This window comes from Streptomyces sp. NPDC005774 (assembly GCF_042871645.1).
Classification (GTDB): domain Bacteria; phylum Actinomycetota; class Actinomycetes; order Streptomycetales; family Streptomycetaceae; genus Streptomyces; species Streptomyces pratens.
This window is the reverse complement of record NZ_JBIAIV010000002.1, coordinates 315,784-329,052: the sequence shown is the minus strand read 5'-3', so window position 1 is coordinate 329,052 and position 13,269 is coordinate 315,784. Positions and strand designations below refer to the sequence as shown.

At 69.6% G+C, this 13,269-nt stretch carries 11 protein-coding genes; 2 read left to right on the top strand and 9 right to left on the bottom strand.

Features of this window, described 5'->3' with window-relative positions:
- Nucleotides 1-27: 27 nt before the first annotated feature.
- From ACFYQA_RS03700 to ACFYQA_RS03685, 4 genes are read right to left on the bottom strand one after another with little or no spacing between them, the layout of a single operon-like run.
- Nucleotides 28-420, bottom strand: a complete 393-nt coding sequence (locus ACFYQA_RS03700) for a type II toxin-antitoxin system VapC family toxin (RefSeq protein WP_388910981.1) — start codon at nucleotides 418-420, stop codon at nucleotides 28-30.
- Nucleotides 417-698, bottom strand: a complete 282-nt coding sequence (locus ACFYQA_RS03695) for a hypothetical protein (protein ID WP_388910978.1) — start codon at nucleotides 696-698, stop codon at nucleotides 417-419. Before ACFYQA_RS03695 ends, ACFYQA_RS03700 begins: the two co-directional genes overlap by 4 nt.
- Before the next feature lie 49 nt (nucleotides 699-747).
- The gene (locus tag ACFYQA_RS03690; protein WP_388910976.1) at nucleotides 748-1,953 is read right to left on the bottom strand and encodes a hypothetical protein; all 1,206 of its coding nucleotides are present in this window, start codon (nucleotides 1,951-1,953) and stop codon (nucleotides 748-750) included.
- Nucleotides 1,946-2,356 carry a hypothetical protein gene (locus ACFYQA_RS03685; protein ID WP_388910973.1) on the bottom strand — a complete coding sequence of 137 codons (411 nt, stop codon included), beginning with the start codon at nucleotides 2,354-2,356 and terminating at the stop codon, nucleotides 1,946-1,948. Before ACFYQA_RS03685 ends, ACFYQA_RS03690 begins: the two co-directional genes overlap by 8 nt.
- 101 nt (nucleotides 2,357-2,457) lie before the next feature.
- Here ACFYQA_RS03685 and ACFYQA_RS03680 point away from each other — a divergent pair, with 101 nt between their 5' ends.
- Together ACFYQA_RS03680 and ACFYQA_RS03675 are read left to right on the top strand one after the other, a co-directional pair.
- Nucleotides 2,458-3,351: an LLM class flavin-dependent oxidoreductase gene (locus ACFYQA_RS03680; protein ID WP_388910970.1), complete on the top strand. Its 894-nt coding sequence runs from the start codon at nucleotides 2,458-2,460 to the stop codon at nucleotides 3,349-3,351.
- Between the two features lie 163 nt (nucleotides 3,352-3,514).
- Entirely contained in the window at nucleotides 3,515-4,441 is a 927-nt protein-coding gene (locus ACFYQA_RS03675; protein ID WP_388911118.1) for a Cof-type HAD-IIB family hydrolase, read from the top strand.
- 80 nt (nucleotides 4,442-4,521) lie between these two features.
- On the opposite strand, the gene ACFYQA_RS03670 is transcribed toward ACFYQA_RS03675, so the two are convergent.
- The 5 genes from ACFYQA_RS03670 to hisC form a co-directional block, all read right to left on the bottom strand.
- Nucleotides 4,522-5,586, bottom strand: a complete 1,065-nt coding sequence (locus ACFYQA_RS03670; protein WP_388911115.1) for a peptidoglycan DD-metalloendopeptidase family protein — start codon at nucleotides 5,584-5,586, stop codon at nucleotides 4,522-4,524.
- A 196-nt stretch (nucleotides 5,587-5,782) separates the two neighbouring features.
- The gene (cydD, locus tag ACFYQA_RS03665; RefSeq protein WP_388910967.1) at nucleotides 5,783-9,334 is read right to left on the bottom strand and encodes a thiol reductant ABC exporter subunit CydD; all 3,552 of its coding nucleotides are present in this window, start codon (nucleotides 9,332-9,334) and stop codon (nucleotides 5,783-5,785) included.
- A gap of 12 nt (nucleotides 9,335-9,346) precedes the next feature.
- The gene (gene cydB, locus ACFYQA_RS03660) at nucleotides 9,347-10,351 is read right to left on the bottom strand and encodes a cytochrome d ubiquinol oxidase subunit II (RefSeq protein WP_388910964.1); all 1,005 of its coding nucleotides are present in this window, start codon (nucleotides 10,349-10,351) and stop codon (nucleotides 9,347-9,349) included.
- 21 nt (nucleotides 10,352-10,372) lie between these two features.
- A complete protein-coding gene (locus ACFYQA_RS03655; protein WP_386399751.1) occupies nucleotides 10,373-11,878 on the bottom strand; it encodes a cytochrome ubiquinol oxidase subunit I in 1,506 nt (501 codons plus the stop codon).
- 260 nt (nucleotides 11,879-12,138) lie between these two features.
- Nucleotides 12,139-13,218 carry a histidinol-phosphate transaminase gene (gene hisC, locus ACFYQA_RS03650; RefSeq protein ID WP_388910961.1) on the bottom strand — a complete coding sequence of 360 codons (1,080 nt, stop codon included), beginning with the start codon at nucleotides 13,216-13,218 and terminating at the stop codon, nucleotides 12,139-12,141.
- Between the last annotated feature and the right edge of the window lie 51 nt (nucleotides 13,219-13,269).

Here is a 13,269-nt window from a genome sequence, read left to right as displayed (position 1 = left end):
GGGTTCAGGGAGGGCCGACGCGGACACTCAGATCGGCTCGACGGCGATGTGAGGGCGGCACAGTCGACGCAGGTCATCCGTGTCGCTCGTGATGACTGTGACGTCGCCGTGCTCCATGTGAGCCGTGGCCGCGAGCATCGCATCGATGGCGTACTTGTGACCGTGCAGGCTTTCGGCGGCGAGCAGTCCGCTTGCCGCACGTGCGATCTCCTCCGTGACGGGGCGCACCTTGGCCAGGGAAACGGCATGGTCGAACGCCGCCTGCGGCACCTTCGGGTCGCGTGCCTCCACCAGCGTGGCGGCGCTCGTCACGACGAGCAGGTCCAGTCTGCGGGCGACGTCCAGCCATACGGTCGTGTCGCGGTGCCGACGGGAGAGCTTGGAGAGGGCCTCGCTGTCGAGAACGAGAGTCCCGCTCATGCGGCGCCCGCTGGCGCGGACTCACCGCGGTGGGCAGCGTGGTGGGCGCGAATGCGTTCGGCCTTGTCGGACACCTCGGCAGGGTCGACAGGGCCGTGCTCCGCTTCAGCGGTGGCGATGTACTCGTCGATGGCCTCGCGCTGGAGCTGCCGCTGTACGGCCTCCTCGATATAGGAGGAGACGCCTTGTTTGCCGGCGCGTGCGCGAATCGCTTCCAGGGTCTCGGCGCGCAGGGAGACACTGGTGACTCGGGTCTTGCCAGGGCGGGGCGTGTCCATAAGCGGAGTGTAGTACATGTCCTGTTAACTCGCTGGCGCTTCGTGGTGCCTACCGGCGGCCGGCGGCGAGCCTGCTGAGGCGGTCGCCGATGACGGAAACGCTCGGACGGGGCTCGTTCTCGTAGTACCGGGGTTTGCGTCGGCGCAGCAGCGTCTCACCGTGCTCGCTCCAGGTGAACCCGGGTTTCCGCAGGAGCTTTTGGAACACCCCGTCAGCGGTCTCCGGGTGAGCGGCGGCCAGACGGCGGATCGGCAATGGCGCTATCGACTCCTCGCGCAGGTACGTGCGCAGCAGGTCATGGTGCTGCCTGTGGCCCGCGCGGGCGGGGTCCGCGAAGAGGTCCCGCAGCATCCCGTAGTCGGCGTAGAAGTTGAGCCCGTCGACCTCGTCATAGATGACGCCGATGGTGTCCGAGTCCGTCAGTTCTCGCGGCAGTTCGAAGAAGGGCAGGTCCAGGCCGGGGAGCCGCCTGCGCCGGGCATGGCCGGGCCGTGCGGCGACGGCGGCCTCCTGGCGGTGGCGGTAGTAGGCGTTGAGGAGATCCTCGGCTTCGGCAGGCGGAAGGACCAGTTCGTCGCCGCCGCAGAACTCGATGAACGCGGCCCGGTCCTCCCGCATCTGCTGCCACCCCTGCTCGATCTTCTGGGGGTTCCGGAAGACCAGCTCGGGTTGGCTGGTGGCCAGTTCGAGCGCCGCCTGTGCAATGTCGGTGGCACTGGACCTGGGGTAGTACGACATCGCCCCGGACACCAGCCACGCCCCGTCGGCCGAGTGGACAGGTACCAGGCAGGTGCGGAGGAATCCTCCCTTGAACACTCCACGGAACGCCGCCCGCCCGACGTTCGAGTACGTGCGGTACTCCAGATCGTCGACAAGGTTCAGCAGGACGATGGCATCCCGTTCCTTGCGCTGGATCTCGAAGATGCCCTCGACCGGGTCACGCCAGCCGAGCAGCATCTCCCGCTCGGCCGCGGACAAGTCCTTCCGCCCGGCGACGAACCGGTCCACCACGGTCGAACCGTCCGGCAGGCGGTACCGCAGGATGAAGTGGTCGATGATCCGGATCGCCTCACCCTCGTCCAGCTGCCGTGCAGGCCCAGCGGCCTCCAGCAGGAGGGGCGTCAACCACCGGTCGAAGTGGGCGCTCTGAGCGAAGGTGACCAGCTCCCCTTTCAACTCGGCACTGCGCTCGATGAGGCCGGCCAGTGACGGTCCACCGGCACCCTGATGCGCGCCCTGTACGGCGTCAGCCACGTTCAGCCCTTCCATGCAAACCAGTTCCGCCCGAAGCGTGAGGCGCCCGGCCTCCACCTGCCCAGTGCCGGTACGCCTCGATCCTTCCCCAAGCTCTCGGCTTCGCTCGAGCAGGGGAGACCCCATTCGCCCCCTCGGGCGCCGGGCTGGGCAACGGCAGCTCCAGGATTCCGATCGACTGCCGGACGCGGCCACGAGCGCACAGGGCGACGATCCTGCCGTCGGGCGTGAGGTCGACGCCGTGCACGGTCACCTCGACGCCGAGAACCGCGGTGGTGAAGGGAAGGTAGAGGTACTCCTCGAGCATGGTGAACAGACCGGTCCGCTGCTCGTCCTCGTCGTAGGCGTCCACCGTCGCCTCTTCGACCATGGCCTCAAGCTCCGACCTACCCCACGTGCCCATGACGCCACGGTAGCGGCCCCCATCGCGACGTCGGCGTGGCTTCCCGAATCTGCTCCGTCGGCGTATCCATGGCAGCGGGAAGCCCACGTATCGTCGGGGTCATGCGTCTGAGCACGGTGATCCTCCCCATCCACCGGTGGGCCGAAGGACAGAAGATCTGGCGGCGGGCCGAAGACCTCGGGTTCCACGCCGCATACACGTACGACCACCTCTCATGGCGGACCTTCCGGGACGGGCCGTGGTTCGGTGCCGTTCCCACGCTCACAGCCGCAGCCGCCGTGACGCAGAGTATCCGTTTGGGTACACTCGTCACCTCGCCGAACTTCCGGCACCCGGTGACCCTGGCCAAGGAGCTGATCTCCCTCGACGACATCTCGGGGGGACGCGTCACCCTCGGTATCGGCGCGGGCGGCTCCGGTTTCGATGCCACCGCGCTCGGCCAGGAGCCGTGGACCCCGCGCGAGCGGGCGGACCGCTTCGCCGAGTTCGTGCCGCTGCTCGACCGGCTGCTCACCGAGAACTCCGTGTCGTACGAGGGCGACTTCTACGCGGCGCACGAGGCCCGCGGTATCCCGGGGTGTGTGCAGCGGCCCCGACTGCCGTTCGCCGTGGCCGCCACCGGACCGCGCGGGCTGCGGCTCGCCGCCCGGCACGGGCAGGCGTGGGTGACCACGGGTGATCCAAAGCTGTACGAGAACGGCACACCTGAACAGTCGGTGCGCGCCCTTCGCGGTCAGGTGGAGAAGCTGGCCGATGCCTGCGCCGAGATCGGGCGAAACGTGGCCGAGTTGGACAAGATCCTGCTCACGGGATTCACCCCGGACCGGGGACGCCCGCTGGAGTCCCTGGACGCGTTCGTCGACTTCGCGGGCCGCCATGCGGAGCTGGGCTTCACCGAGATCGTGCTCCACTGGCCCATCCCCGATTCGGACTTCGCGGCGGACCAGAAGGTCTTCGAGCGGATCGCCATGGAGGCACCGGCCCAGCTGGGCTGAGCGGGCGGACGGACGGACGGACGGACGGGCAACGAACCGGATCGATGTCCGTAGCCGGTCCTCACCGCCACTGCCGCGGCTTCGACCGCCTCAACCGTTTCGGCAGCTCACCGAGAGCGGTAGCCCCTCACATGTGCGGAGTGCCGCACGGCCGTGCGGGCTCATACGGGACAATGGCCAGGTGACCTCAGCGACCGCACAGCCCAAGACCCCGGGCTTCCCCCAGTTCTCGACCTCGCTCGAGCGGGGAGACAGCCCTGTCACCCCGCCGCGGCTCATCGCCACCGACCTCGACGGCACCCTGCTGCGCGACGACAAGTCGGTGTCCCCCCGCACGGTCGCCGCACTGGCCGCTGCCGAGGAAGCAGGCATCGAGGTCTTCTTCGTCACCGGCCGCCCGGCACGCTGGATGGACGTCGTCAGCGACCACGTCCACGGCCATGGGCTCGCCATCTGCGGAAACGGCGCCGCCGTCGTCGACCTGCACGGCGGTGCCGGTGCCCACCGTTTCGTGAAGGTGCGCGAGCTGGCCCGGCAGAACGCGCTGGACGCGGTGCGACTGCTGCGCGAGGCGGCGCCAGGCACCGTGTACGCCGTCGAGCAGACCTACGGCTTCAACCAGGAGCCGGCCTATCCGAAGCTGCACATGGAGATACCGGACGTCCGCGCCCCGGCCGAGGAACTGCTGGCACCGGGTGGCCTCGCGGACGACGAGCCGGTGCTCAAGATCCTCGCCCACCACCCCGAACTCGACCCCGACGCCTTCCTCACCCTGGCCCGGCTGGCCATCGGCACCCGCGCCAACGTCACCCGCTCCAGCCCCAGCGCCCTGCTGGAGATCAGCGGTCCCGACGTGTCGAAGGCCAGCACCCTCGCCCTGTGCTGCGCCGAGCGCGGGATCTCGCACGAGGAGGTCGTGGCGTTCGGGGACATGCCCAACGACATCGAAATGCTGACCTGGGCGGGCCGTTCCTACGCGATGGGTAATGCCCACCCGGATGTCCTCACCGCCGCCTCGGGGCGCACGGTCGCCAACAACGAGGACGGCGTGGCCGTGGTGATCGAAAAGCTGCTGAGCCGGCTGCCGTGACCGGGTCCGATCACCCGGTGGGGCGATCGCCTCGGGTGGGCCCGACGTGAACGACAGAGCGGGACGGGCCCGGCGCTCGCTCAGAGCGTCAGCCCGCGTTGCGCCAGCCACGACACCGGGTTCACTGCCGAGCCCATCTCGGGCGTGATCCGCACCTCGAAATGCAGGTGCGGCCCGGTGGAGTTGCCGCTGGTCCCGGACTGGCCGATCCACCGGCCGGGCGAGACGCGCTCGCCCTGGCCCACGGCGACGGCGGCCAGGTGGGCGTACTGCGTGTAGTAGCCGCCCGCGTGCTCGACCACGATCTCCATACCGAAGGCCCCTCCACAGGAGACCTTCACCACCTTGCCCTCGCCCACGGACCGCACCGGCGTGCCGATCGGTACCGCGAAGTCCTGGCCGGTGTGCCGGTTCGCCCAGTGTGCACCGCCGCTCCCGTAGGACGAGGACAGCGCGTAGGTCTCCACCGGCGCCACCCAGGATTCGGTGAACCGGGTCTCCGGCTGATCGAGCCGCACCGCCCCGCGGCAGGAACCGGCCGCCACCGAGGCGTCCGCCTGGCCCTGTAGCTGCCACCGCGCCGTCTCGAGCTTCTGCTCGATGCCGTTCTTGAGGTCGGCGAGCTCCTTGTTCCGCTTCTCCAGCGCCTTCCACGCTCCCTCTGCCTTCGCCTCGTCACGGGCGAGCCGGGCCTCGGCCCGCGCGTTCTTCTCGATCGCGTTGTCGAGGGTCAGGTTCGCCTTCCACACGGCACGCTGACCACGCATCACTTTCTCCGGGTCGTCCGCGAGAATCATGTGCGCGGTCAACGGCAGCCCGCCGCCACTGCGGTACTGGGACCGTGCGATGCGGCCGAGGTCATCGCGCAGGACCTCGGACTGCTGGCGCTCCCGGTCGAGCAGTTTCTCCAGCCGTCGTACCTCGGTCCGCTGCCGACCTGCCTGGCGCCGGCCTGCCTCGTACTTCAGTGTCGCCGCGGCCGCCTCTTCGTAGAACCGCGCCACTTGGGCGCTGATCCCGGATTCCGGGCCGTGGCCCGGAGCGTACGGCCCGTCGCCCTCCCCGTCGGGGGGACGGGCGGCGAGCACGGCGAGCGCGCACAACGGCACGACGACGAGAAGCGGATGACGACGGGTGAGGCCCATGACAGCGATCCTGGTCCCGCCCCGGCCCACGGTCCTGTTCATGTCGTACGCCTGGGGGACCGTACGACCCGGATGGACCAGGGATACCGCCGAACAGGGTCCCTTTTGATCGAGGTTGACACCCCGTAAAGTATTTTCGCGTCACGCACACGGCCCCGGGCGCGCCCGCCTCGTCACACGTGCCCGTCGTGCCCGGTCAGCCCACCTCCACCAGCTCCACCAGTCGGTCCGACTCCGCCTCGCGCCGCGCCATCCGGCGCAGCGGTCCGGCCGCAGCGGCCAGTTCCCCGTACCCGCCGCGCTGCACCACACGTCCCTCGTCCAGCACGATCACCTCGTCCACCGCCTCGAGCCCGGCCAGCCGATGGGTGATCAGCAGCGTCGTACGGCCCTCGGTGGCGGCCAGCAGGTCGGCGGTGAGCGCGTCGGCGGTCGGCAGGTCGAGATGCTCCGCGGGTTCGTCCAGCACCAGCACGGGGAAGTCCGCCAGCAGCGCCCTGGCCAGTGCCAGGCGTTGCCGCTGGCCGCCGGAGAGCCGCGCCCCGTGCTCGCCGACGAGTGTGTCCAGGCCGTCGGGCAGGCTGTCGGCCCACTCCAGCAGCCGGGCCCGGGCGAGCGCGTCGCGCAGTTCTTCCTCGGTGGCTTCGCGCTTCGCGAGCAGCAGGTTCTCGCGTACGGAGCTGTCGAAGAGGTGGGCGTCCTGCGCGCACAGCCCGACCAGTCCTCGTACGTCGTCGCCGTCCAGGGCGTACGCGTCCACACCGGCCAGCGTGTACGAACCGGCACCCGGGTCCAGGAACCGCAGCAGCACCTGTGCAAGCGTCGTCTTGCCGGAGCCGGACGGGCCGACCACCGCGATCCTGCGACCCTGCTCCAGCGTCAGGTCCAGCCCGGCGAGGGCGTCCCGTCCCTGCCCGGCGTGCCGGGCCTCGAGTCCCCTGACCACGAGCGGGAACGGCGACGCGGGCGCCCGGTGGGGCTGCTCCGGCTCCTGTACGGGCACCGGGGCGTCCAGGACCTCGTACACGCGCTCGGCGCTCTTGCGCACCCTCTGCCGGTGCTGCACCGCGAGCGGCAGCCCGAGTACGGCCTCGAAGGCCGCGAGCGGGGTGAGGACGACAACGGCCAGTGCCACTCCGTCCAGCCGGCCGGTGGCCACTGCCTGGACGCCGACGAGGGCCGCGGCCGTGACGGTCAGGCCCGAGACGAGTGCGATGAGCCCGTCGCCGAGGGCGGTGGCGGTGGCGGCGCGCGAGGCGATCCGGGTGAGCACGCCGTCGGCCCGCCGGGCCTCGGCGGTCCGTGCGGGCAGAGCCCCGGCGACCGTCAGTTCCCCGGTCCCGGTGAGCAGGTCGGTGGCACAGGTCGCGAGGACTCCACGGGCGGGCGCCAGCCTGCGCTCCGCATGCCGGGCCACGGCGCCCGTGAGCAGGGGCAGACCCGCCCCTGCCGCGAGCAGCCCGACCGCGAGGACGGCACCGGCCTCGGGGAGCAGCCAGGCCGTGAAGCCGACCGACAGTGCCGAGACGACGACCGCCGCACCCGCCGGCAGCAGCCAGCGCAGCCAGTAGTCCTGAAGCTCGTCCACGTCGGCGACCAGCCGGGAGAGCAGGTCGCCCCGGCGGACCCCGCGCAGTCCGGCGGGTGCCAGCCGCTCCAGCCGTCGGTACACCGCGACCCTGGTGTCGGCCAGCATCCGCAGAACCGCTTCGTGCGACACGAGCCGCTCGGCGTACCGGAACACGGCCCGCCCGATACCGAAGGCCCGGGTCGCCGTGACGGCGACCATCAGGTACATCACGGGCGGCTGCTGCGAGGCCCGGGAGATGAGGTACCCGGACGTCGCCATGAGGCCCACGGCGCTGCCCAGCGCGAGGCTGCCGAGCAGCAGTGCGAGCGTGAGCCGCCCTCGACGGGCACCGGACATGGCACGAACGCGGGCCAGCACGCCCCCCGCTCCGGCTTCCGTGACCGGCTCGGCCGGCGTCGGGCCTGCGGAGTCGGCGGGCTCGGCCTCCTCCACCCGTTCCCAGTCGAGTGCGGGCTGGATGTCCGCCCGCTCCCGGCCGGCACCGAGGACGGTGCCGCCGTGCTCGGGCAGCGGCCGGTCGCCGGGCGCGGTCTCCGTCAGCCGCACCACGCGGTCCGCCACCGCGAGCAGCGCCGGACGGTGTACCACCAGCAGCACCGTCCGGCCGGCTGCCAGGCGCCGTACCGCCGTCACGACCTCGGCCTCGGTGGCGCCGTCCAGTGCGGCCGTCGGCTCGTCGAGCAGCAGCACGGGCCGGTCCGCGAGGAACGCACGGGCCAGCGCGAGACGTTGCCGCTGCCCCGCGGACAGTCCCGCCCCGTCCTCGCCCAGGACCGTGCCGATGCCCTCGGGCAGCGCGTCCACGAACTCCAGGGCGCCCGCGTCCCGCAGAGCCCGGCGGACGGCGTCGTCGTCCGCGTCGGGCCGGGCCAGGCGTACGTTCTCGGCGACCGTCCCGGCGTACAAGTGCGGTCGCTGCGGCACCCAGGCCACCTGGCTGTGCCACTGGGCCGGATCGATACCGGTGAGATCCGCTCCCCCGATCCGCACCCGTCCCTCGGCCGGCCGCACGAACCCCAGCAGCACGTTGAGCAGCGTCGACTTGCCCGTCCCGCTCGGTCCGACGAGCGCGACCGTCTCACCGGGTTCGACGGAGAAGGACACGTCCGACACGGCGTCCGCCGACCGTCCGGGATAGCGGACGGTCACGCCCTCGAAGGACAGGGCACCCGATGGCACCGCCCCGGTCCCTGGTGTCGGCACGGGTGTCTCCAGGACCTCGAAAATCTCCTCTGCGGCGGCCAGTCCCTCCGCCGCCGCGTGGTACTGCACGCCGACCTGCCGCAGAGGCAGATACGCCTCGGGCGCGAGGATCAGGATGAGCAGGCCGATGTACAGGTCCATGTCGCCGTACACGAGCCGCATGCCGATCGTCACGGCGACCAGTGCCACCGAGAGAGTGGCGAGGAGTTCCAGCGCGAAGGAGGAGATGAAGGCGATCCGCAGGGTCCGCATGGTCGCCCTGCGGTACTCGGCGGTGATCCGCCGGATCGACTCCGCCTGCGCCTTGGCCCGTCCGAACACCTTCAGCGTCGGCAGCCCGGCCACGACGTCCAGGAAGTGGCCGGACAGCCGGGACAGCAGCTCCCACTGCCGGTCCATCCGGGACTGGGTGGCCCAGCCGATCAGCATCATGAAGGCTGGGATGAGCGGCAGGGTGACGACGATGATCGCGGCCGAGACCCAGTCCTCGGTGACGATCCGCGCCAGCACCGCCACCGGAACGACCACCGAGAGCCCCAGCTGGGGCAGATAACGCGAGAAGTAGCCGTCGAGGGCATCGACCCCGCGGGTCGCCAGGGCGACCAGCGAGCCCGTCCGCTGCCCGGTCAGCCACCCCGGGCCGAGTGCCGTCGCCCGCTCCAGCAGCCGGCCCCGCAGCTCCGACTTGACTGCCGCGCTCGCCCGGTGCGCGGCCAGCTCGGTGAGCCAGCCGACCAGGGCACGGCCAACCGCGACGCAGGCCAGAAGCACCAGAGGGGTGCCGAGGTCGGCCACGACCATGCCGTGTTGGAAGGCACCCACCACCACCTCGGCGATGAGCATGGCCTGAGCGATCACCAGCACCGCGCCGACGACGCCCAGGGCGACCACCGCCACCAGGAAGAGCCGCGTGGCACGGGCGTAGCGGAGCAGTCGTGGGTCGATTGGTTTCACGTGAAACACACCTCAGTGCACGGGATCGGCGATGTGCTGGGTGCCGATCCGCTTGCGGAAGACCCAGTACGTCCAGCCCTGGTAGAGCATGACGAGCGGCAGAGCGATCACCGCGAGCCAGGTCATGATCGTCAACGTGTAGTCGCTGGAGGAGGCGTTGGTGACGGTGAGGCTCCACTCCGCATTCAGCGTGGACGGCATGACGTTCGGGAAGAGCGTCAGGAAGAGCATCGTCACGGCAGCCACGATGGTGACGCCGGACAGGGCGAACGACCAGCCCTCGCGCCCTGCCTGGTTCGCCACCAGGGCGGCGACCAGTGCGGCGACCGTGACGACCATCGCGACCAGGCTCGCGCCGTCACCGCTGTCGATCTGCGTCCATCCCAGGAAGACCAGCGCGAGGACAGCGGTGAGCAGCCCTACCCGCAGGGCCATCTGCCGGGCCCGGTCCCGGATGTCACCGACGGTCTTGAGCGCGGCGAACACGGCACCGTGGAAGGTGAAGAGCGTCAGCGTGACCAGACCGCCCAGCAGCGCGTACGGGTTGAGCAGGTCCCAGACGTTGCCCACGTACTCGAACTCGGCGTCGATCTTCACCCCGCGCACGATGTTGCCGAAGGCCACGCCCCAGAGGAACGCAGGGATGAGCGAGGTCCAGAAGATCGCCGTCTCCCAGTTGCGCTGCCAGTGCTCCTCCGGCCGCTTGACCCGGTACTCGAAGGCGACACCGCGGATGATCAGGCAGACCAGGATGACCAGCAACGGCAGGTAGAAGCCGGAGAAGAGCGTGGCGTACCACTCGGGGAAGGCCGCGAAGGTCGAGGCTCCGGCCGTGAGCAGCCATACCTCGTTGCCGTCCCAGACGGGGCCGATGGTGTTGATCAGCAACCGCTTCTCGGTGCGGTCACGGGCGAGCAGCCGGGTGAGGATGCCGATCCCGAAGTCGAAGCCCTCCAGGAAGAAGTAGCCGATCCACAAGAAGGCGATCAGAACGAACCAGACGTTGTGCAGTTCCATGACTCTGCGGCTCCCTCGGGCCTAGTACGAGAAGGCCATCGGCTTGTCGGCGTCACGGAGATCGCCACCGATCTTCGTGGGTGGGTTGAGATCGGCCTCGGTGAGCTCGGGCGGGCCCGCCTTGACGTACTTGGCGAGCAGCTTGACCTCCACCACGGCCAGAACGCCGTACAGCAGGGTGAAGACGGTCATCGAGGTGATGACCTCGGCCTGGGACACTCCGGGGGAAACCGCGTGCCGGGTCTGCAGCACGCCGTAGACGACCCAGGGCTGCCGGCCCATCTCGGTGAAGATCCATCCCCAGGCGTTGGCGATCAGCGGGAACGCCATGGTCCAGAGCGCCAGGCGCCAGTACAGCCGGGTGAGCCTCGCGCCCAGCGGCTTCTTCAGCAGCACCAGATGCGGCACCTCGTCCTCTCCGGTGCGCAGGGCGGCCGGCAGCAGGAACCTCTTCCTCGTCAGCCAGAGCCCCAGCAGCGCGAGCGAGAAGGACGCCATGCCGAAGCCGATCATCCACCGGAAGCCCCAGTAGGCGACGGGGACGATGGGCTTGTAGTCACCGGGGCCGAACTTCTCCTGCAGGGCTTCATTGGTGTCGTTGATACCGGGCACGTACGACTCGAAGTCGCCGTGGGCGAGGAAGGACAGCAGCCCGGGAATCTCCAGGGCCACCTCGTTGTGCCCCTTGTCCACGTCCCCGTAAGCGAACACGGAGAACGGCGCCGGGCTCTCGCCGTCCCACAGCGCCTCCGCGGCGGCCATCTTCATGGGCTGCTGCTCGTACATGACCTTGCCGAGGGTGTCTCCGCTGATCGCGGTGAACATGCCTCCGACGGCCATGGTGACCAGGCCGAGCCGGAGCGACGTCCGCATCACCGAGATGTGCTTCTTGCGCATCAGGTGGAAGGCGGCGATGCCGACCATGAAGGCGCCACCGGTCAGCGCGGACGCCGAGAAGCTGTGGAAGACCTGGTTGAGCGTGGTGTTCTGGGTGAGCACCAGCCAGAAGTCGGTGAGTTCCGCCCGGCCCTTCTCCTCGTTGATCCGGTAGCCGACCGGGTGCTGCATCCAGGAGTTGGCCGCCAGGATGAAGTACGCCGACAGCAGCGTGCCGAGGGAGACCATCCAGATGCAGGCCAGGTGGATCTTCTTGGGCAGCTTGTCCCAGCCGAAGATCCACAGGCCGATGAAGGTGGACTCGAAGAAGAAGGCGATCAGGGTCTCGAAGGCGAGCGGGGCACCGAAGACGTCACCGACGAACCGCGAGTAGTCGGACCAGTTCATGCCGAACTGGAACTCCTGCACGATGCCGGTGACCACACCCATCGCGATGTTGATCAGGAAGAGCTTCCCCCAGAACTTCGTCGCCCTGAGGTACTTCTCCTTCCCGGTGCGCACCCAGGCGGTCTCCAGCCCGGCCGTGAGAGCGGCCAGCGAGATCGTCAGGGGAACGAAGAGGAAGTGATAGACGGTGGTAATGCCGAACTGCCATCGCGCCAGCGTCTCCGGCGCCAGAGCCAGGTCCACGTCGCACTCCTTACATCGCCTTGCATCGCCGTGTCACAACGACCGCTTGATCCTGTTCATCCCCGACATCCGGGCGAAAACAGGACGCGCTTGTGAACGCGTTCACATTCACAAGCAATTATGACCTACTGCTTTTCGGATTCGGAAGGGGGGTCCCCTGTGACGTCAACCCCTCGCCGGTAACGGTCGAACCACAGGAGTGCCGGGCGACGGCCGGCCCGTCGCCCGGCACTCCTGACCCCATACCGGGCCGTGTGCGGCTACAGCTCCTCGCGGAAGGCTTCCGTCACCTTCAGGAAAATGTCGCTGGCCTCAACCTCGCCGACCGTCACCCGCACGCCCTCACCGGGGAAGGGCCTGACGACCACACCCGCCTGCTCGCACGCCTGCGCGAACGCCGTCGTGCGCTCCCCCAGCCTCAGCCACACGAAGTTGGCCTGGGTCTCGGGCACCTCCCAGCCCTGGGCACGCAGCGCCTCCATGACACGGTTGCGCTCACACACCAGCGACCCGACCCGGCCGATGAGCTCGTCCTCGGCACGCAGCGAGGCGATCGCGGCTTCCTGCGCGACCTGGCTCACGCCGAACGGCACCGCCGTCTTGCGCAGCGCCGCGGCCACCGGCTCATGGGCGATCGCGAAGCCGATCCGCAGCCCCGCCAGACCGTAGGCCTTGGAGAAGGTCCGCAGGACGCAGACGTTGGGCCGGTCCCGGTAGAACTCCACGCCGTCCGGGACCTCGGGGTCGCGGATGAATTCGCGGTACGCCTCGTCGATCACCACCAGGACATCCCGGGGCACCCGGTCGAGGAAACGTTCCAGCTCCGCCCGCCGCACCACCGTGCCGGTCGGGTTGTTGGGGTTGCAGACGAAGATCAGCCGGGTCCGTTCGGTGATCGCCTCGGCCATCGCGTCCAGATCATGCACATCGCCCGGCGTCAGCGGCACCTGCACAGGGGTGGCACCGCTGATCCTGGTGATGATCGGGTACGCCTCGAACGAACGCCACGCGTAGATCACCTCGTCGCCGGGGCCCGAGGTGGCCTGCAGCAGCTGCTGGGCGACGCCGACCGAGCCGGTGCCGGTGGCCAGGTGGGAGACCGGGACGGCGAAGCGCTCGGACAGCTCCGCCATCAGCGACGTACAGGCCATGTCGGGGTAGCGGTTGAAGGAGGACGCCGCGGACGTCACAGCCTCCATCACCCCCGGCAGCGGTGGATAGGGGTTCTCGTTGGAGGACAACTTGTAGGCCACCGGCCCCCCGGCCGCCGCCGGCTTGCCCGGCTTGTACGTGGGAATACCCTCCAGCTCGGCGCGCAGCTTGGGGCTCGTCTCACTCACCGCAGTCCTCCTCCGAAGACCGGCGGCCCTTGACCGCCGCCGACATCCAAT

What these genes read in the sequence shown, in the direction of transcription:
- ACFYQA_RS03680 (WP_388910970.1), top strand. Translation starts at nt 2,458, where the DNA reads ATGCGTCTGAGCACGGTGATCCTCCCCATCCACCGGTGGGCCGAAGGA.
- ACFYQA_RS03670 (WP_388911115.1), bottom strand. Translation starts at nt 5,586, where the DNA reads ATGGGCCTCACCCGTCGTCATCCGCTTCTCGTCGTCGTGCCGTTGTGC.
- ACFYQA_RS03695 (WP_388910978.1), bottom strand. Translation starts at nt 698, where the DNA reads ATGGACACGCCCCGCCCTGGCAAGACCCGAGTCACCAGTGTCTCCCTG.
- ACFYQA_RS03700 (WP_388910981.1), bottom strand. Translation starts at nt 420, where the DNA reads ATGAGCGGGACTCTCGTTCTCGACAGCGAGGCCCTCTCCAAGCTCTCC.
- cydB (WP_388910964.1), bottom strand. Translation starts at nt 10,351, where the DNA reads ATGGAACTGCACAACGTCTGGTTCGTTCTGATCGCCTTCTTGTGGATC.
- ACFYQA_RS03685 (WP_388910973.1), bottom strand. Translation starts at nt 2,356, where the DNA reads ATGGGCACGTGGGGTAGGTCGGAGCTTGAGGCCATGGTCGAAGAGGCG.